This is a genomic window from Promicromonospora sp. NPDC019610, assembly GCF_044389365.1.
Taxonomy (GTDB): Bacteria; Actinomycetota; Actinomycetes; order Actinomycetales; family Cellulomonadaceae; genus Promicromonospora.
Genome location: NZ_JBIRXX010000003.1, coordinates 657,320 through 683,339, shown reverse-complemented (window position 1 = coordinate 683,339; position 26,020 = coordinate 657,320). Strand labels below are relative to the sequence as shown.

At 74.2% G+C, this 26,020-nt stretch carries 21 protein-coding genes; 15 read left to right on the top strand and 6 right to left on the bottom strand.

Annotated features, from left to right (window positions below; all coding sequences use genetic code 11):
* Positions 1–41 precede the first annotated feature (41 nt).
* The 3 genes from ACH45N_RS24150 to ACH45N_RS24140 are packed head-to-tail and all read right to left on the bottom strand — an operon-like array spanning position 42 to position 3,308.
* Entirely contained in the window at positions 42–1,232 is a 1,191-nt protein-coding gene (locus tag ACH45N_RS24150) for an acyltransferase family protein (RefSeq protein WP_397398490.1), read from the bottom strand.
* A gap of 40 nt (positions 1,233–1,272) precedes the next feature.
* The gene (locus tag ACH45N_RS24145) at positions 1,273–2,322 is read right to left on the bottom strand and encodes a glycosyltransferase family 4 protein (RefSeq protein ID WP_397398489.1); all 1,050 of its coding nucleotides are present in this window, start codon (positions 2,320–2,322) and stop codon (positions 1,273–1,275) included.
* Positions 2,323–2,333: 11 nt separating this feature from the next.
* The gene (locus tag ACH45N_RS24140; RefSeq protein ID WP_397398488.1) at positions 2,334–3,308 is read right to left on the bottom strand and encodes an alpha/beta fold hydrolase; all 975 of its coding nucleotides are present in this window, start codon (positions 3,306–3,308) and stop codon (positions 2,334–2,336) included.
* A 127-nt stretch (positions 3,309–3,435) separates the two neighbouring features.
* Here ACH45N_RS24140 and ACH45N_RS24135 point away from each other — a divergent pair, with 127 nt between their 5' ends.
* Both ACH45N_RS24135 and ACH45N_RS24130 read left to right on the top strand, forming a co-directional pair.
* Positions 3,436–4,368, top strand: coding sequence for a DMT family transporter (locus ACH45N_RS24135; RefSeq protein WP_397398487.1), 933 nt, complete (start codon positions 3,436–3,438; stop codon positions 4,366–4,368).
* Positions 4,365–5,549: a glycosyltransferase gene (locus ACH45N_RS24130; protein WP_397398486.1), complete on the top strand. Its 1,185-nt coding sequence runs from the start codon at positions 4,365–4,367 to the stop codon at positions 5,547–5,549. The genes ACH45N_RS24135 and ACH45N_RS24130 overlap by 4 nt, the downstream gene beginning before the upstream one ends.
* A gap of 79 nt (positions 5,550–5,628) precedes the next feature.
* On the opposite strand, the gene ACH45N_RS24125 is transcribed toward ACH45N_RS24130, so the two are convergent.
* Positions 5,629–6,990 carry an Nramp family divalent metal transporter gene (locus ACH45N_RS24125; RefSeq protein WP_397398485.1) on the bottom strand — a complete coding sequence of 454 codons (1,362 nt, stop codon included), beginning with the start codon at positions 6,988–6,990 and terminating at the stop codon, positions 5,629–5,631.
* Between the two features lie 162 nt (positions 6,991–7,152).
* Here ACH45N_RS24125 and ACH45N_RS24120 point away from each other — a divergent pair, with 162 nt between their 5' ends.
* Genes ACH45N_RS24120 through ACH45N_RS24090 form a run of 7 tightly spaced genes read left to right on the top strand, consistent with a single transcriptional unit; the run spans position 7,153 to position 16,156 of the window.
* Positions 7,153–8,805 carry an ABC transporter substrate-binding protein gene (locus ACH45N_RS24120; protein WP_397398484.1) on the top strand — a complete coding sequence of 551 codons (1,653 nt, stop codon included), beginning with the start codon at positions 7,153–7,155 and terminating at the stop codon, positions 8,803–8,805.
* Positions 8,806–8,816: 11 nt separating this feature from the next.
* Positions 8,817–9,770 carry an ABC transporter permease gene (locus ACH45N_RS24115; RefSeq protein WP_285108271.1) on the top strand — a complete coding sequence of 318 codons (954 nt, stop codon included), beginning with the start codon at positions 8,817–8,819 and terminating at the stop codon, positions 9,768–9,770.
* On the top strand, positions 9,767–10,654 hold the full coding sequence (locus ACH45N_RS24110; RefSeq protein ID WP_397398483.1) for an ABC transporter permease: 888 nt from the start codon (positions 9,767–9,769) through the stop codon (positions 10,652–10,654). The genes ACH45N_RS24115 and ACH45N_RS24110 overlap by 4 nt, the downstream gene beginning before the upstream one ends.
* Before the next feature lie 5 nt (positions 10,655–10,659).
* A complete protein-coding gene (locus ACH45N_RS24105; RefSeq protein WP_397398482.1) occupies positions 10,660–12,618 on the top strand; it encodes a gamma-glutamyltransferase family protein in 1,959 nt (652 codons plus the stop codon).
* Entirely contained in the window at positions 12,602–14,344 is a 1,743-nt protein-coding gene (locus ACH45N_RS24100; protein WP_397398481.1) for a dipeptide ABC transporter ATP-binding protein, read from the top strand. Before ACH45N_RS24105 ends, ACH45N_RS24100 begins: the two co-directional genes overlap by 17 nt.
* Positions 14,334–15,134 (top strand): GntR family transcriptional regulator, encoded by an 801-nt coding sequence (locus tag ACH45N_RS24095; protein ID WP_397398480.1) that lies wholly within the window; start codon positions 14,334–14,336, stop codon positions 15,132–15,134. The genes ACH45N_RS24100 and ACH45N_RS24095 overlap by 11 nt, the downstream gene beginning before the upstream one ends.
* On the top strand, positions 15,131–16,156 hold the full coding sequence (locus tag ACH45N_RS24090) for a formylglycine-generating enzyme family protein (protein ID WP_397398479.1): 1,026 nt from the start codon (positions 15,131–15,133) through the stop codon (positions 16,154–16,156). The genes ACH45N_RS24095 and ACH45N_RS24090 overlap by 4 nt, the downstream gene beginning before the upstream one ends.
* Before the next feature lie 166 nt (positions 16,157–16,322).
* Here the strand turns inward: ACH45N_RS24090 and ACH45N_RS24085 are convergent, their stop codons facing one another.
* Positions 16,323–17,951: an amidohydrolase gene (locus ACH45N_RS24085; protein WP_397398478.1), complete on the bottom strand. Its 1,629-nt coding sequence runs from the start codon at positions 17,949–17,951 to the stop codon at positions 16,323–16,325.
* Complete coding sequence (locus ACH45N_RS24080) at positions 17,948–18,592, bottom strand: FMN-binding negative transcriptional regulator (RefSeq protein ID WP_397398477.1); 645 nt, start codon at positions 18,590–18,592, stop codon at positions 17,948–17,950. The genes ACH45N_RS24085 and ACH45N_RS24080 overlap by 4 nt, the downstream gene beginning before the upstream one ends.
* A gap of 172 nt (positions 18,593–18,764) precedes the next feature.
* Here ACH45N_RS24080 and ACH45N_RS24075 point away from each other — a divergent pair, with 172 nt between their 5' ends.
* Genes ACH45N_RS24075 through ACH45N_RS24050 form a run of 6 tightly spaced genes read left to right on the top strand, consistent with a single transcriptional unit; the run spans position 18,765 to position 25,924 of the window.
* Positions 18,765–20,387, top strand: coding sequence for an ABC transporter substrate-binding protein (locus ACH45N_RS24075; RefSeq protein WP_397398476.1), 1,623 nt, complete (start codon positions 18,765–18,767; stop codon positions 20,385–20,387).
* On the top strand, positions 20,384–21,775 hold the full coding sequence (locus tag ACH45N_RS24070) for a M14 family zinc carboxypeptidase (protein WP_397398475.1): 1,392 nt from the start codon (positions 20,384–20,386) through the stop codon (positions 21,773–21,775). Before ACH45N_RS24075 ends, ACH45N_RS24070 begins: the two co-directional genes overlap by 4 nt.
* Positions 21,772–22,698, top strand: a complete 927-nt coding sequence (locus ACH45N_RS24065; RefSeq protein WP_397398474.1) for an ABC transporter permease — start codon at positions 21,772–21,774, stop codon at positions 22,696–22,698. Before ACH45N_RS24070 ends, ACH45N_RS24065 begins: the two co-directional genes overlap by 4 nt.
* Positions 22,691–23,620 (top strand): ABC transporter permease, encoded by a 930-nt coding sequence (locus ACH45N_RS24060; RefSeq protein WP_397398473.1) that lies wholly within the window; start codon positions 22,691–22,693, stop codon positions 23,618–23,620. Before ACH45N_RS24065 ends, ACH45N_RS24060 begins: the two co-directional genes overlap by 8 nt.
* A 22-nt stretch (positions 23,621–23,642) precedes the next feature.
* Complete coding sequence (locus ACH45N_RS24055) at positions 23,643–24,179, top strand: GbsR/MarR family transcriptional regulator (RefSeq protein ID WP_397398472.1); 537 nt, start codon at positions 23,643–23,645, stop codon at positions 24,177–24,179.
* Entirely contained in the window at positions 24,176–25,924 is a 1,749-nt protein-coding gene (locus ACH45N_RS24050; protein ID WP_397398471.1) for a dipeptide ABC transporter ATP-binding protein, read from the top strand. The genes ACH45N_RS24055 and ACH45N_RS24050 overlap by 4 nt, the downstream gene beginning before the upstream one ends.
* The last annotated feature ends 96 nt before the right edge of the window (positions 25,925–26,020 follow it).

The following is a 26,020-nucleotide window of genomic DNA, read 5'->3' as shown; positions in this document are numbered from 1 at the left end:
CCGGCCGCGCCGAGGCCCGCCGCGCCCGCGTCGCGCGCAGGTCAGGTCCGGACGTCGTCCCAGGCGCGCATCAACCCGCGCGAGCGCAGCGCCCCCGAGCAGCGCAGCAGGCCGGCCTGCACCGCCCGGCGCAGCCGGGCCGACGTCGGCCGCTCGACGCCGTAGTGGATCGCCACCGCCAGGGCCAGACTCAGCGCGCCCGCCGCGAAGAGGGCGACCGTGCGCGTGGTCTCGTGGGCCAGGATGTCGATCACGGCGTACCCGAACTGGGTGTGCACCAGGTACACGGGATAGGTCAGGGCGCCGACCGTGCCGAGCACGGTCGCGACCCTGCGGGGCGGCGCCGTGCTGCTCCGGAGCGTCGTCGCCCAGACGGCCACGACGCTGGCGAGCATGATCATCACGGCGATCACCGGGTTCACGGTGACGCCCTGGAGGTCGGACGCGCGGCCCGCGGCCTCCTGCACCCGCAGGACGCACAGGACCAGGCCGCCCGCGAGCAGCGTGCTGGTGACCAGGTCGAACCCGTCGCGGTAGGCGAGGAACAGCAGCATGCCGACGGCGAAGTACGGGGCATAGACCGGCACGAGCCAGTCGGCGAGCCAGTGGGCGCCGAGCTCCTGCGCGGCCCAGCCGGCGAGCGGCCAGAGGGTGGCGAAGGTCAGCACGCGGTTGCGGGTGAGCGGGCCGAAGGCCAGCACCACGAGCACCAGCAGGTAGAACTTGAGCTCCACCAGCAGGGTCCAGAACACGACCTGGACGCCGGTCACGTCGAAGAGGTCCTGCACCATCGTGAGGTTGACCAGGGTCTCGGTGAGGCTGGTCTGCCGGCCGCCCGACCAGAACTGCTGCAGGCCGACCGTCAGCACGATGCACGCCCAGTACGCCGGGAAGAGGCGGCCCACCCGGGAGGCGACGAAGCCGGAGATCCCCCGGCCGTCGGCGCTGAGCAGGATCACGAACCCGGAGATCATGAAGAACAGCTCGACACCCAGCCAGCCGTACCGGGTCACCTCGTTGAGCAGCGGGAACGCCCGTTCGGGGTCGGCGCCCCAGTAGCTGGTCACCGTCGAGGTCGCCGTGAAGTGGTAGAGCAGCACGGCGGCTGCGGCGCCGAAGCGCAGGCCGTCCATGGCCACGAGCCGGCCGGTGGTCTTCCGGCGCTCACTGCCCGTGGTCGTGGGGTTCGCCTCGGGTACGGACGCGGTCAGGCTCTCGTCAGGACGGGTCATCGCCGCCGACCTTAGATCACGGAACGATAACGGTCAAAAATCACCCTACCAGAAGCGCCAGGAGCGTTTTGGCCGACGTGTCCCAGTCGTATCCCGCGGCGCGGAGCCGTGCGGCGGCCGACCGCTCGGCCCAGGTCCGCGGGTCGTCGAGCTCGCGGACGGCGCCGACGAACCCGTCCACGTCGTCGGGGTCGACGTACGCCCCGGCCGGCCCGCCGACCTCGCGGAACACGGGGATGTCGCTGACCACCAGGGGCGTGCCGAGCGTCATGGCCTCCACCAGCGGCAGCCCGAAGCCCTCGTCGCGGGAGCCGGAGACGAGCGCCGTCGCGCCGCGCAGCACGTCGCGGTAGACCTCGTCGGACGCTCCGTCGTGGAACACGAGCGTGCCCGCGCCGGCCAGCTCCGTCAGCCGCGCGCGCTGCTCGGCCGTGACCGGGCTCATCAGGTGCAGCTCCCACCCGGGCAGGCGGGCCATGGCGCGGGCCGGCAGCTCCACGTTCTTGTACGGCATGAACGAGCCCATGTAGACGAGCGACCGGGTACGGGGCGTGCGGGGCAGGTCCGGCACGGGGTCGGGCGCGTTCGGCACCACGGTCACCGGACGCCGGGTCAGCCGGTGCCGGGCGATCAGGTCACGCGTGGTCTCCGAGACCGTGACCACGGCGTCGGCCCGGTTCAGCAGCAGCCGCTGCGGCCACCAGGCCAGGTGGAACGCGCGCCACAGCAGCCGCACGGCGGCGGGTAGGTTCCGCGGGGGCGTGGGGTGCCGGTAGTAGATGAGGTCGTGCAGGGTCAGCACCACCCGGTAGTCCCGCCCCCAGGTGCCCATGGTCTGCATCGGGCTGAACACGACGTCGGCGCCCGTGCGGCCCACCTGTCGCGCCACGAAGGGCTCGCGCCAGCTCGTCGGGGCGCTCACGCGGTGCCAGGGCAGCCCGTCGGGCAGGTGGGCGAGCTGGCGCTCGTCGTCCACCAGCACCTCGATCGGGTGCAGCCGGGCCAGCGCCGTGACGATGCCCGCGGTGTACCGGCTGATCCCGTCGTGCCGGCCGACCCGCAGGTAGCGGCAGTCGACGACGATCTTCATCTGAGCTTCCCTCACTGTTCACCCCGCTCGCCGGTGGCCTGGAGACCGGCCAGGAATCCGGCCGTCTCCCGGGCCACGACGTCCGGCGCCTCGTAGTGGGCGAGGTGGCCGATCCGCGGGACGACGGCCAGCCGGGCGTCGGCGAGCGCCGCCGCGAGGACCCGCTGGGACGGCAGGGGTGCGACGTCGTCGTTCTCGGACGCGACGAGCAGCGTCGGCACGGTGATGCGCCCCGCGTAGGCGGAGACGTCGGTGCCGACCGACGCGTGGAAGGCCTCCAGCAGGGTGCGCCGGTCGGCGAAGCCGGAGAAGTACCGGTCGTGCTCCGCGTGGATCCAGCGCCGCAGGTCGGGGTCGTGCGAGGTGACCATCGCGAGGCTCGCGACGCGGGTGAACAGCGGGTGACGCAGCAGGCCGGTCCCGGCGCGCTCCGGCAGCGCCGCGGCGAGCCGGTGCACCCCCACGGTGACGGCGCTCATGGCCCGGCGGGGGCCGTCGAGCGCCGCCGTCGCGATCGGGTTGACGAGCACGAGCGCGCGCACGGGCGGTCCGCCCGGCGCCGGGCGGGCGGCCGGTCCGGCCACCGTCGCCGCCGCCACGATGGAGCCGAAGGAGTGCCCGGCGAGCACCGCGTCACCTCCCGGGGCGACGGCGGCCAGGAGCTCGGCGGTCCACCCGGCGTAGCCGGCGACGTCGTGCCCCCCGTCCGGCAGCGGTTCCGACGCGCCGAACCCGGGCAGGTCGGGAACCCATACCTGCAGGTCAGGGCGCTGCGCGATGAGGTGGGCCACGATCGGCTCCAGCCCGTGGTGGTCGCCGCGCAGCCCGTGCAGGAACACGAGCCGGTGCGGGGCCCCGGCGTCCCCGTACACCCGGACGTGCGCGCGGACGCCGCGGAGGCGAAGGTCCTCGTCGCGCGCGGGTGTGGCCGCGACGAGTCCCGCGTACGGTGCCTGGAGGTCGCGCGAGCGCGTGTCGGTGTTCATCGCGCTGACCCTAAGCACTCGAGGGACGGTCACGGGAGTGGTCGGAGAAAGATGGGGGAAAACCCCCATCTCATAACGGGGGGAAACCTGGTGGCGGAGAAGGGCGTCCTTACGTCACCGTTGTCCCATGCAAGCCATAGCGGTCGCCCTCGCCGTCCTCGGCGCCGCCCTGTTCGCCGGCGCCGCGGTCCTGCAGCACCGCGAGGTGGCCGACCTCTACGGGCAGCCCTTCCCCCGCGAGCGTGTCCTGTCCCTGCGCCGCCTCAGCCGGATCGTCCGCCGGCCCGGCTGGCTGGCCGGGTTCGGGCTCGCGGCGGGCGGCACGATCGTGCACGCGGTGGCGCTGGCGCTCGCGCCGCTCCGCCTGGTCCAGCCGATCGGGGTGCTCGCCGTGCCCGTGGCGGTGCTGCTCTCGTCGCTGCTGCTGCGGCGGGCGCCGGGCCGCAACGTGCTGCTCGGCGTCGCCCTGACCATGGCCGGGGTGGCGGTCTTCGTCGCCGCGTCCGTGAGCGCCACCTCGGGCAACGTACCGCCGCCCGGGTCCACGCTGCCGACCGTCCTGATCGTCGGCGGCGTCGTGGTGGGCCTGGGCGTCGCCGGCCTCGCGGCCGGCGGCTGGCTGCGCTGCGTCGCCTGCGCCACGGCGGGCGCCACCGCGTTCGGCCTGCTCTCCGCGCTGATGCGCGTGATCTTCCAGGAGCTCGCGGTCGGCACGCCCTGGTACGACCCGCAGGTGCTCGGTACCGGCGCGGCGGCGATCGCCGCGCTCGTGCTGGGCGGCTGGCTCGTGCAGCAGGCCTACCCGTCGGGCCCGCCCGAGGTCGTCGTCGCCTGCCTCACGGTCGTGGACCCGATCGTGGCCGTGCTGCTCGGCGCGGTGCTCCTCGGCGAGGGCGCCGACACGCCCGTCGCCACCTGGTTCGTCCTCGGGGGTGCGGCGCTCGCCGCGTCCGCCGGGGTCCTCGTCCTTGCCCGGCTCCACCCCGACGCCGTCGCGGCCCGCGCGGCGCGAACCGCCCCTTCGAGACTTCCCGGACCATCGAGAGGTACAGCACAGTGAACCTGCCTGGTACTCCCCGCACGATCTTGATCGGCGCCGATACCTACCCGCCCGCCGTGAACGGCGCCGCCCGGTTCGCCGGCAGCCTGGCCACCGGCCTGGCCGGCCGCGGGTACGAGGTGCACGTCGTCGCCCCGTCGCCGACGGGCCGCCCCGTGCGCGAGGTGCGCGACGGCGTCGTCCTGCACGGGCTGCGTTCCAGCCGGTACCCCACGCACCACAACCTGCAGATCTCCCTGCCCTGGGAGACCCGCCGGGCGATCGCGGACGTGCTCGACGAGGTCCGGCCCGACGTCGTGCACACCAACGGCAGCTTCATCGTCGGCCGTGCCCTGGTCGACGCCGCGCACCGCCGGGACCTGCCCATCGTGGCGACCAACCACCTGATGCCGGAGAACCTCGTCGGCTACCTGCTGGTGCCCGGCTCGATGCACCGCAGGGTCGGGCGCTGGCTGTGGCAGGACATCGGCCGCGTCTACGCGAAGGCCGACGTGGTGACCGCCCCCACGCCGCGCGCCGTGGACCTGCTCGCGCAGCACGCCGGGCTCAGCCACGCGATCCCCGTGTCCAACGGCATCGACACCGACCGGTACACCACCACCGTCCGTGACGGCCGCACCGAGCCGACGGTCCTGTTCGTGGGCCGCCTGGACCAGGAGAAGCGGGTCGACGAGATCATCCGCGCCTTCGCCCTGCTCCCGGAGGGCCTCCCGGGCCGCCTGGAGATCGTGGGCACCGGCGCGAAGGCCGACGACTGGGCCGCGCTCGCCGCCGAGTCCGGCGTCGCCGGACGCGTCCGGTTCCGCGGGTACGTGCCCGACGACGAGCTGCTCACGGCCTACTCCGAGGCCGACCTGTTCTGCATGCCCGGGGTGGCCGAGCTGCAGAGCCTGGTCACGCTGGAGGCGATGGCCTCGGGCCTGCCCGTGGTCGCCGCCGACGCGATGGCGCTGCCCCACCTGGTGCGCCCCGGCGTCAACGGCTGGCTCTACACGCCGGGCGACGTGCGCGAGCTGGCCAACCGGCTGGGCGACCTCCTGGCGGACGCCGGCCTGCGGCACCGGATGGGCGCCGCGAGCCGCGAGCTCGTCGCCGCGCACGCCGTGGACGGCACCCTCGACGCGTTCGCCGAGATCTACGAGAAGGTCCACGCCATGCGCGGGGCCACGGCGGCCGCCTGACCCGGCGCCTCTCGCACGTGTCAGACCCTCAGGTCACCCGAGGGACCTGAGGGTCTGACACGTCTCCCGCGGGAAGGGGTCAGCCGCCGAGGACCGGCGCCACCGCCTTGACCAGCTCGTTGCCGCCGAGCACCAGGAACATCGCGGCCACCAGCACCAGGATCACGTTGACCCACCAGCGGTTGCGCCACTGCTGCGGCACCGCCCTGCTGTTCATCAGGAACAGCAGCGTGAGGGCGAGGAACGGCATGAACAGCGAGCCCAGAGCGCCGTAGACCACGACGAGCAGGATCGGCTTGTCGAGGAACAGCAGCGCCATCGGCGGGAACGTCAGCCAGAGGATGTACCACCGGTAGTAGGTGCCGCCGGCGCCGCGGCGGTGGTCGTCGGCGGGCAGGTTGCGCATCGTGGCCACGAAGTCGGCGAACATGAGCGACACCCCGTGCCAGACGCCGATCACCGACGAGAACGTCGCGGCGAAGAAGCCGACCAGGAACAGCGGCGCCATGAACGCCCCGTACCGCTGGGCGAGCACGTCGGCGACGTCGACCAGCCCCTGCTCGCCGTCCGCCACCGCCAGGCCCGCCGAGTACAGGAGCTCGGCGCCCACGATCAGCATGGCGATCACGAACACGCCGGACATGAAGTACGCCCACGCGTTGTCGATCCGCATCACGCGCATCCAGCGGGGCGTGTCCCAGCCCTTCTCTGTGAGCCAGTACCCGTACGCGGCCAGGGTGATGGTGCCGCCGACGCCGCCCGCGAGGCCCAGCGTGTTGAGCACCGCGCCCTCCGGGATGATCGGCACCAGGCCGGCCAGGATCTCGCCGAGGTTCGGCGTCGTCAGCGCCGCCGAACCCACCACGGTCACGAACATGACGCCGATGAGCACGGCCATGACGTTCTCGAACGGCTTGTACTTGCCGAACCAGACCAGCAGCAGGCCGGCGACGCCGGAGAGCATGGCCCAGTACCGCACGTCGAGCACCGGGAACAGCCCGTTCAGCGCGAGGCCGACGCCGGACATCGCCGCCGCGCCGTAGCTGAAGCCCCAGACGACGACGTAGACGCCGAAGTAGACGACCGCCCAGAGGCCGAGCGACTTCCAGCCGTCGAAGATGGTGCGGCCGGTCGCGAGCGTCCAGCGGCCCGCACCCTCGACCAGCGCGATCTTCACGACGACGCCGAGGATCACCGCCCACAGCAGCGCGTACCCGTAGTTGCTGCCCGCGACCATCGTGGCGACGAGGTCGCCGGCGCCGATGCCGGTGGCCGCGACGACCAGACCAGGGCCGATGATCCGCCAGCGCGGTCTCTCCAGCGTCTCGCCGCCCCCGGGGCCGGCGCCCCCCGCACCACCGGCCGTGGCCTCAGTCTGCGGGCCGGCCGTCAGCCGGTCCCCCGGAACCCCCTGCGAAGTGACCTCATTGTCCTTTTCCATGGCGTGACTGTACCCAGGCATTTCACCCACCCAAAAGGGACGCGCCCCACACCGGCCCGTGTCACAGAGGTTTAACAGGACCGTTATGCATTGCATACACAGCCAACCCGTCGAGAGTGATTGTATGCAATCGTCCTTCTCAGACCCGGATTGGATTCTCCAGTGCGCACACCACTGCCGCGGCTGCGCGGCCCACTCGCCCCCGCCGCCGGCCTTCTCGCCGCGGCGCTCGTCCTGTCCGGCTGTCAGGAGGTGCAGACCGCCGCCCCCGCGCAGGAGACGGCGGACGTCACCGGCGTCACCCTCGACGGCCGGACGATCTCCGAGGGCGGCGACCTCGTCATGGCCCTGTCGGCCGAGCCCGACGTGCTCGACCCCACCACGTCGTCGTCGCTCTACACGCGCTACGTCATGCAGACGATGTGCGAGAAGCTCTACGACATCGACGAGGCGGGCGAGATCGTCCCGATGCTCGCCACCGAGCTGCCCGAGGTGTCCGACGACGGCCTCACCGTCACCTTCCCGCTCAAGGAGGGCGTGCAGTTCGCCGACGGGACGCCGTTCGACGCCGAGGCCGTGAAGACCTCGATCGAGCGCCACCTCACCAAGGAGGACTCGTCCCGCCGCAGCGAGCTGGGCCCGATCGAGAAGGTGACCGCCGTCGACGACAGCACGGTCGAGATCACCTACGAGACGCCGTTCGCGCCGCTCACCGCCGTGCTGGCCGACCGCGCGGGCATGATCATGTCGCCGACCGAGCTCGAGAAGGCCGGCGACGACTTCGGCGAGCACCCCGTCTGCGTGGGCGCCTTCAAGTTCGCCGAGCGCGTGCCGCAGACGTCCATCACGGTCGAGCGCGACCCGCTGTACTACGACGCCGAGAACGTGCACCTGGACTCGATCACGTACCGCATCATCACGGACGCCAGCATCCGCTCCGCCAACCTGCGCTCCGGCGACGTCCAGGTGGCCGACACCCTCTCGACCCAGGACCTCGCCGAGCTGGAGGACGCCGAGGGCGTGGGCCTCCTGGAGGTCGGCTCCCTGGGCTACCAGGCCATGACCGTCAACGTGGGCAACACCGACGGCGTCGGCGCCCCGCCCGGGAAGATCGACACCCCGATCGCCACGGACCCGCGGGTGCGCAAGGCCCTGTCGATGGCCGTGGACCGCGAGCAGCTCGTGAAGTCCGTCTTCAACGACCGCTTCGACCCGGCCTGCTCGCCCATCTCCCCCGCCTCCACGTTCAGCACCGCGGCGAGCGAGGCGTGCCCGGAGTACGACCCCGAGGGCGCCAAGGCGCTCCTGGAGGAGGCCGGCGCGGACGTGCCGTACAAGATCGAGATCAAGGTGACGAACACGCCCGACACCCTGCGTCTGGCCCAGGCCGTGCAGGCCTCGGTGGCCGAGGGCGGGTTCGAGCTGACGATCGTGCCCGTCGAGTACTCCTCGCTGCTGGAGGTCCAGGAGCAGGGCGACTTCGACCTGCTGCAGCTCGGCTGGTCGGGCCGCGTGGACCCGCACGGCAACATGTTCAACTTCCTGTCCACGGGCGCCGGCAACAACTACTCCGGGTACAGCGACCCCGAGGTCGACGACCTGCTCACCGAGGCGGCCACCGTCATCGACCCGGCCGAGCGGGCCGACCTGTACGGCCAGGTCGTGACCAAGGTCCAGGAGGACAACCCGATCATCTACCTCTACCGGACGCGCAGCCTGACCGGCTACGCCGACGAGGTGGCGGGCATCTCCACGTACGCCGACGGCGTGGTCCGGCTGAGCCACGCCGCGTTCGTCGACCCGAACGAAGGCTGAGAGCACCTCCGATGCGTCGTTACCTCCTCGTCCGCCTCGGGCAGTCGGCGATCACGCTGCTGCTGGCGTCGATGGTGATCTTCCTGGGTGTGCGCATGCTGCCCGGCGACCCCGCGCTCGCGATGGCGGGCGAGGAGGCCACGCCGGAGCGGCTCGCCATGATCCGCGCCGACCTCGGCCTGGACCAGCCGGTCTGGGTGCAGTACGGGCGGTTCCTCGCCGAGGTCGCCTCGGGCGACCTCGGCGAGTCCACCCGCACCGGGGCGTCCGTCGCCAGCATGATCGGCGCCACGCTGCCCGTCACGCTGTGGCTGTCGCTCTACGCGATCGTCGTGGCCGTCGTGACCGGCGTGGCGCTCGGCCTGCTCGCCGAGCGCTACCGCGGCCGCTGGCCCGAGTGGGTCGCCAACGCGGCCGCACTGACCAGCCTGTCCGTGCCGAACTTCTGGCTCGGCATGCTCGCGATCCTCTACCTGTGCATCGGCCTGGGCCTGTTCCCGGCGTCGGGCTACGTGCCCCTGACCGACGACCCGGTGGGCTGGCTGGTCCACCTGACCCTGCCGGCGCTGATCCTCGGCACGGGCCTGGCCGCCGTCATCATGCGGCAGACCCGCGCCTCCATGATCGAGGCCATGCGCACCGACTACGTGCGCACGGCCCGCGCCAAGGGCCTCGGCCGCACCCGGGTGCTGCTGCGCTACGGGCTGCGCAACTCCCTGATCGTCGTGGTCACGATCGCCGGGCTCCAGCTCGGCGGCCTCATCTCCGGCGCCGTCGTGACCGAGCAGATCTTCGCCCTCCCGGGGTTCGGCAAGCTCACCCTCGACGCCGTCTTCCAGCGCGACTACCCGGTGATCCAGGCCGTCGTGGTCCTCACCACGGTGGGCTACGTGCTGGTCAACCTCGCCGTGGACGTCCTGTACTCCGTCATCGACCCGCGTATCCGAGTGGGAGGTCGCTCATGACCGTCATCGAGCACAGCGATCTCTCGCCCGAGCCGGCGCCCGTCGCCGTGGGCCCGCGCCGCCTGCTGTCCCGGCTGCGCACGCCGCAGGCGATCACCGGCGCCGCGATGCTCGCGGTGGTCGTCCTGGCCGGGCTCCTCGCGCCCCTGCTGGCCCCGCACGGTCCGGCCGAGGTGCACTTCGACGCCCCGTTCCAGCTCCCCGGCACCGTCGGCTACGCGCTCGGCACGGACGACCTGGGCCGCGACGTGCTGTCCCGGATGATGTACGGCATCCGCGCGTCGCTCATGGTGGGGATCGTGGCGGTGGGCCTCGCCGTCGTCGTCGGCACGCCGCTCGGGCTGGCCGCCGGCTACTGGCGCCTGCTCGACGCACCCGTCTCGCGCCTGACCGACGTGACGCTCGCGTTCCCGTTCCTCATCCTCGCCGTGGGCCTGGCCGCCATCAACGGGCCCAGCCTGGCCGGGGCCGCGATCTCGCTCGGCATCGCCCAGGTGCCGACCATGGTGCGCGTGGTGCGCGCCGAGACGATGCGCCTCAAGGAGAGCCCGTTCGTGCTGGCCGCGACCGCGATGGACGCGTCCGGACCCCGGATCCTCGCGCAGCACGTGCTGCCCAACTGCCTGTCCGCGATCATCGTGCAGGCCACGGTGATCATGCCGGCGGCGGTCCTGGGCGAGGCCGTGCTCTCGTTCCTGGGGCTCGGCATCCAGCCGCCCACCCCGTCCCTGGGCATCATGCTCTCGGACGCGCAGCAGTACCTGGGCCGCGCGCCCACCGCCGCGCTGTTCCCCGGGCTGGCCATCGTGGCCATCTGCCTCGGCTTCAACCTCCTCGGGGACGCCCTGCGCGACGCCCTCGACCCGACCACCGACCGTAAGTGAGTGTCATGACCTCCGCTCCGTCCGCCCGGCCCACCTCGCCGTTCGTCCGCCCCACCACCCCGGCCACGCGGCCCGACCTGCGGGGCACGTTCGGGATGGTGGGCTCCACCCACTGGATCGCCACCGCGAGCGCCCAGGCCGTGCTCGAGCGCGGCGGCAACGCGTTCGACGCCGCGGTCGCCGGCGCGTTCGTGCTGCACGTCGTGGAGCCCCACCTCAACGGGCCGGGCGGTGACATGACCGGCGTCTTCGTGACGGCGGACGAGCCGGCGCACCCGCGCGTGCTGGTGGGCCAGGGTCCCGCGCCCGCGGCCGCCACCATCGAGCACTACCGGTCCGAGGGCCTCGACCTCGTGCCCGGCTCGGGCGCGCTGGCGGCGGCGGTGCCGGGCAGCGTCGACGCCTGGCTGCTGCTCCTGCGCGACCACGGCACCTGGGACCTGGGCGACGTGCTGGCCTACGCGATCGGGTACGCCCGCGACGGGCACCCCGTGCTGGAGCGGGTCACCGGCACCCTGCGCACCGTCGCCGGCCTGTTCCGGGACCACTGGCCCACGTCCGCGGCGCACTGGCTGCCCGACGGCGAGGTGCCCGCCCCGGGCACGATCATCACCAACCCGGAGTACGCCGACCTGCTGGACGCCGTGGTCGCCGCGGGTGCCGGCGGTACGGACCGCGCGACGGCGATCGACCTGGCCCGCGCCGCGTGGCGCGAGCGCGTGGGCGCGGCCGTCGAGGCGTTCGTGGCCACCCCGCACCGGCACTCCGACGGCGGCGACCACGCCGGCGTCATCACGGCGGCCGACGTCACGGCCTTCTCGGCGTCGTACGAGGACGCCACGACCGTCACCTTCCGCGGGTACACGGTCGCCAAGACGGGCGCCTGGGGCCAGGGCCCGGCGCTGCTGGCCACCCTCAAGATCCTGGAGGGGTTCGACGACGCCGCGCTGGACCCGTCCACCGAGCTCGGCGCGCACACGGTCATCGAGGCGCAGAAGCTGGCGCTGGCCGACCGCGACGTCTGGTACGGCGACCCGGCCGCGGACGACGTGCCGCTGACGTACCTGCTGAGCGAGGAGTACGCGGCCGCGCGCCGGGCGCTGATCACGGACGCCGCGAGCCACGAGCTGCGCCCGGGCGACGTGCCGGGGCGGGCGACGCCTCCGGTGCCGGTGCTGCGCACCGAGTACGCGACCAGCGCGCCCGCCGGGTCGCTGCCGGGCGCGCCCGGGAGCGGCGCGGCGGCGGGGGTGGGCGAGCCGACGGTGCCCGCGCCCGGCGTGGGCGAGCCGACCGTGCCGGCGCCCGGCGTGGGCGAGCCGACCGTGCCGGCGCCCACCACCGAGCCCGACTCGCCGGAGCACACCGGCGCCACCCGCGGCGACACGTGCCACATCGACGTCGTGGACCGCTGGGGCAACATGGTCTCGGCCACGCCGTCCGGCGGCTGGCTGCAGTCCTCCCCGACGGTGCCAGGCCTCGGCTTCTGCCTGGGCACGCGCCTGCAGATGACGTGGCTGGACGAGGCGTCGCCGTCGGCCCTGACGCCCGGGCGGCGTCCGCGGACCACCCTGACGCCCACGCTCGTGCTGCGCGACGGCGAGCCCGTGATCGCGCTCGGCTCGCCGGGCGGCGACCAGCAGGACCAGTGGCAGCTCCTGTTCCTGCTGCGCGTGCTCGTGGGCGGGTACACGCCGCAGCAGGCGATCGACGCGCCCGCCCTGCACACCACGTCGTTCCCCGGCTCGTTCTGGCCGCGCACCTGGACCCCGGGCGGGGCGGTCGTGGAGGACCGGCTGGGCGACGACGTCATCACCGCGCTGGAGGGCCGCGGCCACGTCGTGACCCGGGCCGGCGACTGGGCGCTGGGGCGCCTGTCCGCCGTGACCCGCGACCCGGCCACAGGACTGCTCGGCGCGGCCGCCAACCCGAGAGGAGCGCAGGGATATGCCGCAGGACGCTGACCACACCGCCGCGCCGCTGCTGCGCGTGCGCGACCTGGACGTCGCCTACGGCGACACCCCCGTCGTGCGCGGCGTCGACCTCGACGTCGCGCGTGGCGAGCGGGTGGCGATCGTGGGCCAGTCCGGCTCGGGCAAGTCGACGGTGATCGCCGCGTTCCTGCGGCTGCTGCCCGGCGCGGGCCGGATCACCGGCGGGACCGTCGAGCTCGACGGCGAGGACCTGGCCGCGGCCGGCGAGTCCCGCATGCGGGCCGTCCGGGGCGGCCGGATCGGGCTCGTGCCGCAGGACCCGGGCACCAACCTCAACCCGGCCATGCGGCTGGGCGACCAGGTGGCCGACGCGCTGCGCGCCGACGGCCTGCGGGGCCCGGCGGTGCGGCAGCGGGTGCTGGAGCTGCTGGCCGAGGCCGGCGTGCCCGAGCCGGAGCGCCGCGCCCGGCAGTTCCCGCACGAGTTCTCCGGCGGCATGCGCCAGCGTGTGCTCATCGCGATGGCGCTCGCCCGCGAGCCGGAGCTGCTGCTCGCCGACGAGCCGACGTCGGCCCTGGACGTGACCGTGCAGCGGCGCATCCTGGACCACCTGGTGGCGCTCGCCGAGGCACACGGGACCGCGATGATCCTGGTCACGCACGACCTGGGGCTCGCGGCCGACCGCGCGGACCGGGTGATCGTCATGCTCGACGGGCGGATCGTGGAGCAGGGCACGCCCGAGCAGGTGCTGCGCTCGCCGCAGCACGAGTACACGCGGCGGCTGGTCGCGGCGGCGCCCGCGGCCGTCGTCGCGCAGGGTGCGGCGGAGGCCGCGGCGGCTCCGGCCGGCTCGGCCACCGCGGCCGCGGGCGACGACGGCCCGGCGGGCGGCGCCGGCCCGGCGGGCGACGTCGGCCCGGCGGGCGACGTCGGCCCGGCGGGCGACGACGGCCCGGCGGGCGACGCCGGCCCGGCGGGTGACGTCGTCACCGTGCGGAACCTCGTCAAGGAGTACAAGGTGCGCGGGCGCGGCGGGCTGCTGCGCGCCGTCGACGACGTGTCCTTCTCCGTGCCGCGCGGCGGCACCACCGCCCTGGTGGGCGAGTCCGGCTCGGGCAAGACGACGGTCTCGCGCATCCTGCTGGGCCTGGAGACGCCGACCTCGGGCGAGGCGCTGGTGGACGGAGCGAGCATCGCCGGGGCGGGCCGGGCCGAGCGCCGTGCGCTGCGCCGCCGGGTGCAGCCGGTGTTCCAGGACCCGTACGCGTCGCTCGACCCGACCCACACCGTGGAGCGGGTGATCGACGAGCCGCTGCGCATCTTCGGCATCGGCGACCGGGAGTCGCGCCGGGCGCGGGTCGCGGAGCTGCTGGACCAGGTGGCGCTCCCCCGGGACGTCGCGCAGCGGCACCCGGGCGCGCTGTCGGGCGGGCAGCGGCAGCGGGTCGCTATCGCGCGGGCGCTGGCCCCCGAGCCGGAGCTGCTGGTGCTCGACGAGGCGGTCTCGGCGCTCGACGTGCTGGTCCAGGAGCAGATCCTGGACCTGCTCGCTGACCTGCAGGAACGGCTCGGTGTGTCGTACCTCTTCATCAGCCACGACCTCGCGGTGGTCCGCGGCATAGCGGATAATGTGGTGGTGCTGCGGCAAGGCCGCGTCGAGGAGCAGGGGTCCGTCGACGACGTGTTCCACTCCCCGCGGGCCGACTACACCCGAGACCTGCTAGGAGCCATCCCCGGTGCCGCCTTTGCCCGATGAGCCCGCGCTCCCCGCTCTGGTGCGACCCACCGTGCAGGACGCGATCCGGCGCGACATCATCGCCGGGGTCCTGACGCCCGGCGCCCGCGTGACGGAGGCCTCGCTGGCCCAGCGGTACGACGTCTCGCGGGTCCCGGTCCGGGAGGCGCTGCGCGGCCTGGAGAGCGAGGGGTTCATCGACTCCCGGCCGCACGTGGGCTCGCGGGTCGCCGCGATCCCGGTGCACGACGCCGACGACCTGTTCGCGGTGCGGGAGGCGCTGGAGGTGTCCACCGCGCGCAGCGCCGCCCGGCGGGCGGCGGCGCTCTACTCGGGCGACGAGAGCCCCGAGGACTGGTGGCGCCTGCGGCGGCAGATCGCCGCCCTGCTCGACGCCGGGGACGCGCACGTCGCCGCCGGCGACCTCGACCCGCTGGTCGGCATCAACGACCAGATCCACATCGCGATCGCCGAGCTCAGCGGCAGCGCGACCCTGACCCGGCTGCTGCGCCAGCTCTCCTGGAAGATCGAGTGGCTCTACGCCGCCGACATGCAGTCGCGCGGCAAGCGGCTCTGGCCCGACCACCGGGTGATCGTCGGGGCGATCGACGCCGGCGACGGCGAGCGGGCCGCCGCCCTGATGGCGGCCCACGTCCGGGAGTCGCGGATCGGCTACCTGGCGCGCTACGGCGTCACGCGGCCCAGCTCGGACCCCGAGGTCGCCGCGGCCGTCGCCGCGCGCTCGGCCGCCGCACCGGGCGGCAGCGCAGCGGGCGGCACCGTGCCCGGCGCGGATACCGTGGGGGCGTGACGAGCGACGAGCAGACGGGGGACGCGCACGACGGGGCAGGGCACGACGGGGCAGGGCACGACGGTTGCGGGTGCGGGTGCGGAACCCCGGGGCGGGAGGCGTTCGTCCAGCTCGGTTCCCGCCCGGCCGACGTCGCCGGGGCGCCCGCCGGGGGCCGGCACGACGTCGAGCAGACCCGGGTGCCCGCCGGCCGGTTCACCATGGGCGACTCGTCGGGCGACCGCAACCCCGGCGACGGCGAGACGCCGCGCCACGAGGTGACGCTCGACGCGTTCGAGATCGACGCGACCACGGTGACCAATGCCGACTTCGCGCGGTTCGTCGACGACACCGGCTACCGCACCGAGGCGGAGACGTTCGGCTTCTCGGCCGTGTTCCACCTCGCCGTCGCGGCCGACCCCGCCGACATCATGGGCCAGGCCGACGGCACGCCCTGGTGGTTCGGCGTCCAGGGCGCGGACTGGGCGCACCCGGGCGGGCCGCGCTCCGACGTCGACGGCCTGGACGACCACCCCGCAACCCACGTGAGCTGGAACGACGCCGTCGCCTACTGCGCGTGGGCGGGCCGCCGCCTGCCCACCGAGGCGGAGTGGGAGTACGCCGCCCGCGGCGGCGTCGAGGACGCGAAGTACCCCTGGGGCGACGCCGAGGTGGACGACGGCGGGTGGCGCGCCAACATCTGGCAGGGCGCGTTCCCGCGGACCAACACGCTCGACGACGGCTGGCTCACCACCGCCCCGGTGCGGACGTTCGAGCCCAACGGGTACGGCCTGTGGCAGCCGGTGGGCAACGTCTGGGAGTGGTGCCAGGACTGGTTCGACCCGGGGTACTACGCGCACTCCCCCGCGGCGAACCCGGCCGGCCCCGAGCGGGGTGCCCAGCGCATCCTGCGCGGCGGGAGCTACCTGTGCCACCTCTCGTACTGCAACCGCTACCGCAACTCGGCGCGCTCGTCGAACACCCCGGACTCGTCGATGGGCAACGCGGGCTTCCGCACGGTGGCGCTCAACGCCGCTGACTGAGGGCCGCTGAACGAGGGCCGCTGCCGAACGTAGGAGTTGTCGCCGCAAGAGCGCTCTTGCGGCGACTACTCCTACGTTGGGCCTCTGGGCGCAGCCTCACGCGACGCGCGCCCGGGCGCGCACGGCCGCCGGGGGTGGGCCCCACCGATCGAGTGAGCGCGGCGGGTCAGAACGTGCGGTGGGTCCAGCGGCCCGACAGGAGGGTCGCTGCCACCGGCAGGTCGCGGAGCGCCGTCGCCGCCGCGTCCAGGTCGGCGGCATCGGCGTCGCCCGAGCCCGAGCCGGCGTCCGCCCCGGGCGCGAGCGGGTCGGCGTCCAGGACCACCAGGTCGGCCGGCGCGCCCGCCGTCGGGACCAGGCCGCGGCCGTCCGTCGAGGCCTCCAGGGCCGTGCGCAGGCCGATCCGCTGCTCCGGGTGCCAGGGCGCGCGGCCGTCCCGCGACCGGCTGACCGCCGCCGCGACCGCGAACCACGGGTCGAGCGGCGCGACCGGCGCGTCCGAGCCCAGGGTGAGCACCGCCCCGGCGTCGTCCAGCGCGCCGAACGCGAAGGCGCGGCCGGTGCGCCCCGACCAGTGCCGGTCGGCGATGTCGCGGTCGTCCATGGCGTGCTCCGGCTGCACGGACGCGACCACGCCGAGCTCGGCGAAGCGGGCGAGGTCCGCGGGGTCGAGGAGCTGCGCGTGCTCGACCGAGCCGACCGCGCCGGTCGCGGCGAACGCGTCCAGCGCGAGCGTGTTGGCGTGGTCGCCGATCGCGTGGATCGCGCACCGCAGCCCGCCCGCGTGCGCGCGTGCCATGAGCGGGACCAGCTCGGCGGGCGGCACCGACAGGATGCCGTGCGCCTCGGGCCCGGTCAGGCCCGGGTACGCGTCGTGGCAGTAGGCGGTGCGCGTGTTGAGCGAGCCGTCGGTGACCACCTTGAACGGCCCCTGCTCCAGCAGGCCGCCCGTGCCGGGCAGCACGTCGCTACTGCGCAGGCCCTCGGCCAGGACGTCGTCGAGCCACGGGGTCCAGACCCCGGCGCGGACCCGCAGCGCGCCGAACCCGCCGGCGAACCGGCGGCGCCAGGCCGTGAGGTTGTCCGTGATCTCCAGGTCGACGACGCCGACCACGCCACGCGCCGCGGCGGCCGCGGCGGCGTCGGCCACCCAGGCGTCGGCCAGGTGGTCGGGCGCGCGGTCGACGGCGGCGGCCAGCGGCAGCCACTCGGCCTCCCGCAGCACGCCCGTGGGGTGCGCGCCGACGCCGACGAACCGCAGGCCTGCCGTGCTCAGCCACGCGCAGTGCAGGTCGCCGGACACGAGCACCACGGGCACCTCGCCCGCGACGGCGTCCAGCAGGTCCGCCGTGGGGACGTCGGGCCACAACCCGTCCCGGAAGCCGTAGGCGACCAGCGCCGTGCCGGGCTCGGGCGGCCCCGCGGCGAGCCGGTCGCGCACCAGGGCGGCGGCCTCGGCGGCCGAGCGCGCGCCCGACAGGTCGAGCCGGCGCCGCACGAGCGCCCACTGCGTGAGGTGCACGTGCGCGTCCCAGAGCCCGGGCATGAGGGTGCGCCCGCCGAGGTCGACGCGCTCGACGCCGCCGTCGCCGACCCGCCCGGCCGCCCCGACGGCGGCGACCACCCCGTCCCGCACCAACACGTCGACGGTCCCGCCGACAGACCCCCCGGCGGCCCCGCCGAACGTAGGACTGGTCGGCGCAACACCCCCTGATCCGCCGACGATCCCTACGTTCGGCACGCACCCGCCCACCAGGCGGGCGTTCGTCAGCAACAGGGGCTCGGCCGGGGTCATGGCGCGTCCGCCGGGCGGCGGTCGAGCTCGGCGCGCACCTCGGCCGCGAGCGCCGGCTGCGCGTAGTGCGGGTCGGAACCGAGCGCCGTCACGACGCGCTCGACGACGGCGCGCGGCTTGTCCTGGCTGAGCTTGGCCTTGCCCTGCCAGCGGTTGACGCGCAGCCGGAAGCCGGCAGCTCCGCGGGCGATGCGGTGGGCGTACTCCTCGACGCTCGGCAGCCGGACGGGCTCGGGCATGACCGACTCGTACCGGTCGACGGTGTCGGACAGGACCGCGTACGACTCCTCGGGCCCGAGCAGCTCGACCGTGCACCAGAGGTGGACGGCGAGGTAGTCCCACGTCGGCACGGCGGGCGTCATGTCGTACCAGCCGGGCGAGACGTAGCCGTGCGGGCCCTGCACGATCAGCAGGGACTCGCGGCCGCTGTCCAGGGCGTGCAGCACCTCGTCGGGCCGGCCGACGTGGCTGAGCAGGCTCATCGGTGCGCCCGGGGGCGTGTCCTCCAGCAGGACCGGCAGGTGGGAGGCGACCGGGGCGCCGTCGTCGGCCACGGAGACCAGGGTGGCCCAGCCGTGGGTGCGGACCAGGTCGCGCACGCGGGCCTCGTCCTGGATCTCGTAGTCGCTCGTGTGGATCACAGGGTCATCGAACCATCAGGGCAGGCCTGTGCGGGACCCGTCACGTGTGACCGCCGCGTAAAACTTTCATTTCCTTCTGAAACTTCATTGACCTTGATCGCCGGTGTGCGCTCAACTGTTCGCCACCCGAGCAGGACCCGGTGCGCGAGAGCGCGCTACCCGTGGAGGAACCATGAACCCGAGACTCCGGTCGCTCCCCTACCGCGCCGGTACGGCGGTGACCGCCCTCGCGCTGACCCTCGCCCTGTCCGCCTGCGGTGCGGCCGGCGCCGACGACGCCGCCGGTGACGCCGGCGGCGGCGCCATCAGCGTGGCCGTCACCGACCCGATCCAGACGATCCCCGGCCGCCAGACCGTCGCCTACGACCTGAACATGGCGGTCTGGTCCCCGCTGACCTGGGTGGACGCCGACGGCGAGCTCACCTACGTGGCCGCCGAGTCGATCGAGTCGGACGACGCCACCACCTGGACCGTGACGCTGCGCGACGGCTGGACGTTCCACGACGGCACGCCCGTGACCGCCCAGTCGTACGTCGACTCCTGGAACGCCGTCGCCTACGGGCCCGACGCCTTCGAGAACTCCGGCCAGCTCGCCGGCATCGCCGGGTACGACGACCTGAACCCGGCGGAGGGCGAGCCGAGGACCACCGAGATGTCGGGTCTGGCCGTCACGGACGACCTGACGTTCACCGTGACGCTGGACGGCCCCGACGGGCAGTTCCCGATGCAGGTCAGCCAGGCCCAGACCGCGATGTACCCGATGCCCGCCTCCGCCCTGGAGGACATGGACGCCTACAACACCCACCCCGTGGGCAACGGCCCGTTCCAGGTGGTCGGCGACTACGTGGAGAACGAGCCGATCGAGACCGAGGCGTACGCCGACTACCAGGGCACCGCCCCCACGGTCGACGCCATCTCGTTCGTGCCGTACGCCGACGCCACCACCGCCTACACCGACGTGCAGGCGGGCAACATCGACGTCGCGAGCGTGCCGGCGGCCCGGCTGCCGCAGGCGTCCGGCGACTTCGGCGAGCGCCTGTACACCTTCGAGGCGCCCGGCATCTCGTTCCTCGGGCTCCCGCTGTGGGACGAGCGGTACGAGGACGTGCGGGTGCGCCAGGCCATCTCCATGGCGATCGACCGCGAGACCATCTCCGACGTCGTCTACGGCGGCCTCTACACACCGGCCACCGCGTTCACCCCGGCCGTCGAGGCGGGCACGCCCGAGGGCATCTGCGGCGACTTCTGCACGTACGACCCGACCGCGGCCAAGGCCCTGCTGGACGAGGCCGGCGGGTTCGACGGCACCATCGACATCTACTTCCCGGGCGGAATCGGGCTGGACGAGCTGTACAAGGCCATCGCCAACCAGCTCCGCCAGAACCTGGGCGTCGAGGCCGTCGCCACGCCGAGCGCCGACTGGGCCGAGTTCTCCGAGAACCGCACCAACGGCGACATCGACGGGCCGTTCTTCTCCCGCTGGGGCGCCCTCTACCCCAGCCAGCAGAACACGCTGCGCTCGTTCTTCGTGGAGAACGGCGGCTGCCCCAACTGCATCCCGTACTACGAGGACGACGTCGCCGACCTGATCGCGGCGGCCGACGCCGAGGCCGACCCCGACGCGGCCGGCGAGGCCTACGCCGCGGTGCAGGAGCGCCTCCTGGAGGACTTCCCGGCCCCGCCGCTGTTCTTCGAGACGTACTCCTACGTGACCTCGGAACGCGTCGCGGAGCTGCCGACGTCCGCGGTGGGCAACCCGACCTTCTCCGCCGTCGTGCTCGCCGAGGGCGCATGAGCGGCACCACCACCGGGGGGCTCGACGCGAGCCTGCTCGACGACGTGCTCGACCGGGCCCGCGCCGTCCCCCCGATCAGCGACTTCCCCACGGTCGACGCGCTCCTGGACTGGTTCTCGGCCCTGGCCGACGACCACCCGTCGCTCGTGCGCCGGCGGCGCGTGGGGACGTCGCGGCTCGGGGAGCCGATCGAGATGTTCTCGGTGGGCGACGGGCCGCGGCCGCACCTGCTCTTCGCGGGCGTGCACCCCAACGAGCCCATCGGGTTCCGCACGCTCCAGCACCTGGCCGCCGAGCTCGTGGCCGACCCCGGGCTGCGCGCCTCGACCGGTGCCACCTGGCACCTCGTGCCGTGCATCGACCCGGACGGCACCCGGCTCAACGAGTCCTGGTTCGGCGACCCCGCCGACCGCGCCGCCTACGCCCGCGGGTTCTACCGGCCGGCGCCGTCGGAGCAGGTGGAGTGGACGTTCCCGTTCGCGTACAAGGGCGCGTACTTCGACGACGTGATTCCGGAGACCCAGGCGCTCATGCGCCTGATCGACGAGCTGCGGCCCGAGCTGATGGTCAGCCTGCACAACGCCGAGCTGGGCGGCGTGTACTACTACCTCAGCGAGGACCTGCCGGACGCCGTCGCGCCCCTCCACGCGGTGCCCGCCGCGCTCGGCCTGCCGCTCGACACGGGCGAGCCCGAGTCCCCCGCGCTGGAGCGGCTGGCCCCCGCGATCTACCGGGCGGGGTCGACCCGCAACGAGTACGACTACCTGGAGTCCCTCGGGCTGGACGCCCCGTCGCTGGTGGGCGGCGAGGGGTCGGCGGCCTACGCCCGGCGGCACGGGACGGTCAGCCTGATCGCCGAGCTGCCGTACTGGTCGCACCCGGCGGCGGACGACACGGCCGATTCCGGCGCCGACTACGTGGACGTCGTCCGGGCCAAGGCCGAGGCGCTCGTCGAGCTCGGGAGCACCCTGACCGGCCTGCTGGACGAGGCCCGGGGCGACCTGACGCTGCGCAGCCCGTTCCTGCGGGCCAGCGAGTCCTTCGTACCGATGATGACCGAGACGGGCACCAGCGAGCTCGTCCGGGCCGGGCGCCTGCCGTCGCGGCCCGCGACGGGCGCCGAGGTGTTCAGCAGCGAGGAGGTCGTGCGGATGTTCCGGCTGCGGTTCGGCGGCATGCTGGTCCGCGCCCTGGCGGCCGAGGCCACGGCCGGCCTGGCCACGGCCCGGCTGCACCGCGTGCACGCGCGGGCCCGGGACCTGTACGACCGTTGGCTGGCCGACGCCCAGTCCGTGGCCGGCCTCCAGGTGCTGCCGGTCGAACGGCTCGTGGGCGTGCAGTACGGCGCCACGCTGGCCGTGTCGCACGTGCTGGCGGCGCGCGCATGACCCGGCGCGTCACCCGACGCCTGGTCGACCTGCTCGTGGTCTTCCTCGGCGTAACGCTGATCATCTACCTCATGGTGTTCGCGCTGCCCGGTGACCCGATCGCCGCCCTCGGCGGCGACCGGCCCCTGGCCCCCCACGTGGTGGCCGAGCTGCGCGAGCGCTACCACCTGGACGAGCCCGTGCTCCAGCAGTACCTGCGCTACCTCGGCGGGCTGCTCCAGGGCGACCTCGGCACCACGTTCCAGGGGCAGTCCGTGGGCGACCGGATGGCCCTGCGCTGGCCCGTGACCATCACCCTGGCACTGACCGCCTGGGGCATCGAGGTGCTGCTCGGCGTGCTGCTCGGCCTGGTCGCCGGGCTGCGCGCCGGGGCCGTCAGCGACCGCCTGGTCCTGGCCGGCACCGTCGTGGCCACCTCGATCCCGGTGTTCGTGCTCGCCGTCTCCGCCCAGCTCTGGCTGGGCGTGGAGCTGGCCTGGTTCCCCGTGGCGGGCACCGGCGCGGGGTGGCCGACGGCGTACCTGCTGCCCGCCGCGGTCATCGCCGTGTTCGGGCTCGCCTCGGTGGCCCGCCTGATGCGCGGCTCCGTGGTGGACACGCTGCGCACCGACTTCGTGCGGACCCTGCGGGCCAAGGGCCTGCGGGAGCGCCAGGTGGTCGGGGTGCACGTGCTGCGCAGCTCCGCGATCCCGGTGCTCACCTACCTCGCGATCGACCTCGGGTACCTGCTCGGCGGGACCGTCGTGGTCGAGGGCGTGTTCAACCTGCCCGGCGTCGGGCAGCTCCTGTTCCAGGCGATCCGCGCCCACGAGGGCCCCACGATCGTGGGCGTGTCCACCGCGCTCATCCTCGTGTTCCTGCTGACCAACCTCCTGGTCGACCTGCTCGCCTCCGTCCTCGACCCGAGGATCCGCCATGAGTGAACCCCTGCCCGCCGCCCCCGCCGCGGGACCCCCCGCCGCGGGAGACCCGGCCCCCGCGGTCGCGCCGGCCGTCGCCCGGCGCGGCGTCTGGCGCACCCTGCGCCGTCGCCCGCTGTTCTGGGTGTCCGCGGCCGTGCTCGCCGTGCTGGGCCTGGTCGCGCTGGTCCCCTCGGCGTTCGCCGGCTGGTTCGGCCACCCCGACCCGCGGGCCTGCGACCTGGCCTCCAGCGCCCTGCCGCCCGGCGGCGGGCACGTGCTCGGCACCGACGTGCAGGGCTGCGACGTGTGGGCCAACGTCGTGTTCGGCACGCGCGCGTCGCTGACCGTGGGGCTGCTGTGCACCGCCGTGGCGCTGGCCGTCGCGCTGGTGGTCGGCACGCTCGCCGGCTACTACGGCGGCTGGCTCGACCGCGTCGTGGCCCGGCTGACCGACGTGTTCCTCGGGTTCCCGTTCCTGCTCGGCGCCGTCGTCGTGCTGACGTCGGTGGGCTCGCGGTCCGCCGTGTCCGTGGCCCTGGTGCTGGCGCTGTTCTCGTGGCCCACCATGGCGCGGCTCGTGCGCGGCTCGGTGCGCACCGTGCGTGACGCGCCGTACGTCGAGGCGGCGCGCGCCATGGGCCTGCCCGACCGGCGGATCATCGCGCGCTACGTGCTGCCCAACGCGCTCGGCCCGGTGCTGGCCGTCGCGACGATCATGGTGGGCAGCGTGATCGTGGCGGAGTCGACGCTCACGTTCCTCGGGCTGGGCCTCAACGCGCCGTCGATCTCGTGGGGGCTGCAGCTCTCCAGCGCGCAGTCGTTCTTCCAGACGTCGCCGCACATGCTGGTGGCGCCCGCCGTCGTGCTCACGATCACCGTGCTCGCCATGATCACCCTGGGTGACGTGCTGCGCGACGTGCTCGACCCGAGGGGTCGCTCGTGAGCCCGGCTCCTAGGGTGGGCGCATGAGCAGCCACACCCCCGCTGACCAGCCCGCCGACGCCGCCGACGACCCCGTGCTCGACGCCGCGGCCGAGCACTTCGTGGAGCAGTTCGCCCTGACCTGGGGTGCGTCGCACAGCCCGCGCATGGAGGGCCGGATCGTCGGCCTGCTCATGATCGTGGACCGGCCGTACCTGTCCTCGCAGCAGATCGCGCGGCTGCTCAAGGCCAGCGCCGGCGCCGTCTCCACGAGCACCCGGCGCCTGGTCGAGACCGGGTTCGTCAAGCGGCACGCGGTGCTCGGCGACCGCCAGCACTACTTCCGCGTCGAGGACGACATCTGGGGCAGCTTCCTCGCGAGCGAACGGGCCTACCTGGGCCACCTGCGGAACGTGATCGACGACGGGCTCGCGCTCGCGGGCGACGCCGACGGCCCGCACAAGCGGCTCGTCAACGCGCGCAACTACATGGAATGGCTTGCCGGGTACCACCGCAAGATGCTCGCCGACTGGGAGGCGTACCGCGACGCCCAGGCGGCGGACGGAACAGGAGAACCGTGACCGACGTCGCCACCGCTTCCGGCCCCTCGCCCGAGACCGAGCCCGGCACCGCGCCCGGCCCCGGCCCCGGCGCCGGCGCCGGCGCCGGCGCCGACCGTACCCCCGTGCTGGAGGTGCGCGACCTGACCGTCACGTTCCGGGTCGACGACGGCCACGCCCCCGACGTGCACGCCGTGCGCGGGGTGTCGTTCGACGTGCTGCCGGGCGAGGTGCTCGCCGTCGTCGGCGAGTCCGGCTCGGGCAAGAGCGTCACGTCGCTCGCCCTGCTCGGGCTGCTCGGCCGGCACGCGACGGTGGGCGGCAGCGCCCGCCTCGGCGGGGCGGGCCGGGAGGCCGTGGAGCTGATCGGGCTGGAGCGCCGCGCCCTGCAGGACGTGCGCGGGCGCCGCGTCGCGATGGTCTTCCAGGACTCCTCGGGCGCGCTGGACCCCGTGTTCACCGTGGGCTACCAGCTCGACGAGATGCTGCGGCGGCACGCGCCCGGCCTCACGCGCGCCGAGCGCCGGGAGCGGTCCGTGGAGCTGCTGCGCCTGGTCGAGCTGCCCGACCCGGCCGAGCGCCTGAAGTTCTATCCGCACCAGTTCTCCGGCGGCCAGGCCCAGCGCGTGATGATCGCGATGGCGCTGGCCTGCGACCCCGAGGTGCTGCTCGCGGACGAGCCGACCACGGCCCTCGACGTCACCGTGCAGCGCGAGGTCCTGGACGTGCTGCGCCGGCTGCGCGAGCGGGTCTCCACGGCGATCGTGCTGATCACGCACGACATGGGCGTGGTCGCCGACCTCGCGGACCGCGTGGTCGTGATGCGCGGCGGCGAGGTGGTCGAGACCGCGCCGGTGCGGCAGCTCTTCGAGGCGCCGCGTGCGGCGTACACGCGCGAGCTGCTCGCGGCCGTGCCCCGCGTGGGCACGCCGGACCGCCCGAGCGGGGCGGACGACGGCGGCCGGCCCGCCCTCGCGTTCGACGACCTGGTGGTGGAGTACCGCGACCGGCGGGGCCGCGCCGTGCGGGCCGTGGACGGCGTCACCCTCAGCGTGCAGCCCGGCGAGATCGTCGCGCTGGTGGGCGAGTCCGGCTCCGGGAAGTCGTCGATGGGCCGCTGCGCGCTCGGGCTGGCGCCCGTCACGTCCGGATCGGTCGAGGTGGTGGGGACCCGCCCCGGCCAGGACACCCCGCGAACGGTGCGTGCCGCCCGGGCCCGGATCGGGGTGGTGTTCCAGAACCCCGCCGCGTCGCTGAACCCGCGCTACTCGATCGGCGAGTCCGTGGCCGAGCCCCTGCGGGTGCACGCCGGTCTGCGCGGGCCCGAGCTGGAACGCCGCACCACGGAGCTGCTGGAGAGCGTGGAGCTGCCCGCGGCGTGGGTGTCCCGGTACCCGCACGAGCTGTCGGGCGGCCAGCTCCAGCGGGTCTCGATCGCGCGCGCCATCTCGCTGGGGCCGGACCTGCTCATCGCCGACGAGCCGACGTCGGCCCTGGACGTGTCCGTGCAGGCCACCGTGCTCGACCTGTTCCGCCAGGTGCAGCAGTCCCTCGGCTTCGCGTGCCTGTTCATCAGCCATGACCTCGCGGTGGTGGACGAGCTCGCCGACCGCGTCGCCGTCCTGCACCGCGGCCGGCTGGTCGAGACGGGCGCGCGGGTGCAGGTCCTGGGCCGCCCGGAGCAGGACTACACGCGACGCCTCCTGGCGGCGGCCCCGGTCCCGGACCCGGCGGAGCAGGCGACCCGCCGGGCCCAGGCGAGCTGACGGCAGCTGACCAGGGCGGCTGACGCCTCGGTGGACTGACAGAGATTCAGCAGGCGATCGGCGGCCGAGATCAGGACGTGACCTGCGGGCCATCCA

Coding starts and splice junctions, on each gene's coding strand:
- ACH45N_RS24150 (WP_397398490.1), bottom strand. CDS start 1,232: ATGACCCGTCCTGACGAGAGCCTGACCGCGTCCGTACCCGAGGCGAAC.
- ACH45N_RS24145 (WP_397398489.1), bottom strand. CDS start 2,322: ATGAAGATCGTCGTCGACTGCCGCTACCTGCGGGTCGGCCGGCACGAC.
- ACH45N_RS24140 (WP_397398488.1), bottom strand. CDS start 3,308: ATGAACACCGACACGCGCTCGCGCGACCTCCAGGCACCGTACGCGGGA.
- ACH45N_RS24135 (WP_397398487.1), top strand. CDS start 3,436: ATGCAAGCCATAGCGGTCGCCCTCGCCGTCCTCGGCGCCGCCCTGTTC.
- ACH45N_RS24125 (WP_397398485.1), bottom strand. CDS start 6,990: ATGGAAAAGGACAATGAGGTCACTTCGCAGGGGGTTCCGGGGGACCGG.
- ACH45N_RS24115 (WP_285108271.1), top strand. CDS start 8,817: ATGCGTCGTTACCTCCTCGTCCGCCTCGGGCAGTCGGCGATCACGCTG.
- ACH45N_RS24110 (WP_397398483.1), top strand. CDS start 9,767: ATGACCGTCATCGAGCACAGCGATCTCTCGCCCGAGCCGGCGCCCGTC.
- ACH45N_RS24105 (WP_397398482.1), top strand. CDS start 10,660: ATGACCTCCGCTCCGTCCGCCCGGCCCACCTCGCCGTTCGTCCGCCCC.
- ACH45N_RS24100 (WP_397398481.1), top strand. CDS start 12,602: ATGCCGCAGGACGCTGACCACACCGCCGCGCCGCTGCTGCGCGTGCGC.
- ACH45N_RS24085 (WP_397398478.1), bottom strand. CDS start 17,951: ATGACCCCGGCCGAGCCCCTGTTGCTGACGAACGCCCGCCTGGTGGGC.
- ACH45N_RS24075 (WP_397398476.1), top strand. CDS start 18,765: ATGAACCCGAGACTCCGGTCGCTCCCCTACCGCGCCGGTACGGCGGTG.
- ACH45N_RS24070 (WP_397398475.1), top strand. CDS start 20,384: ATGAGCGGCACCACCACCGGGGGGCTCGACGCGAGCCTGCTCGACGAC.
- ACH45N_RS24065 (WP_397398474.1), top strand. CDS start 21,772: ATGACCCGGCGCGTCACCCGACGCCTGGTCGACCTGCTCGTGGTCTTC.
- ACH45N_RS24060 (WP_397398473.1), top strand. CDS start 22,691: ATGAGTGAACCCCTGCCCGCCGCCCCCGCCGCGGGACCCCCCGCCGCG.
- ACH45N_RS24055 (WP_397398472.1), top strand. CDS start 23,643: ATGAGCAGCCACACCCCCGCTGACCAGCCCGCCGACGCCGCCGACGAC.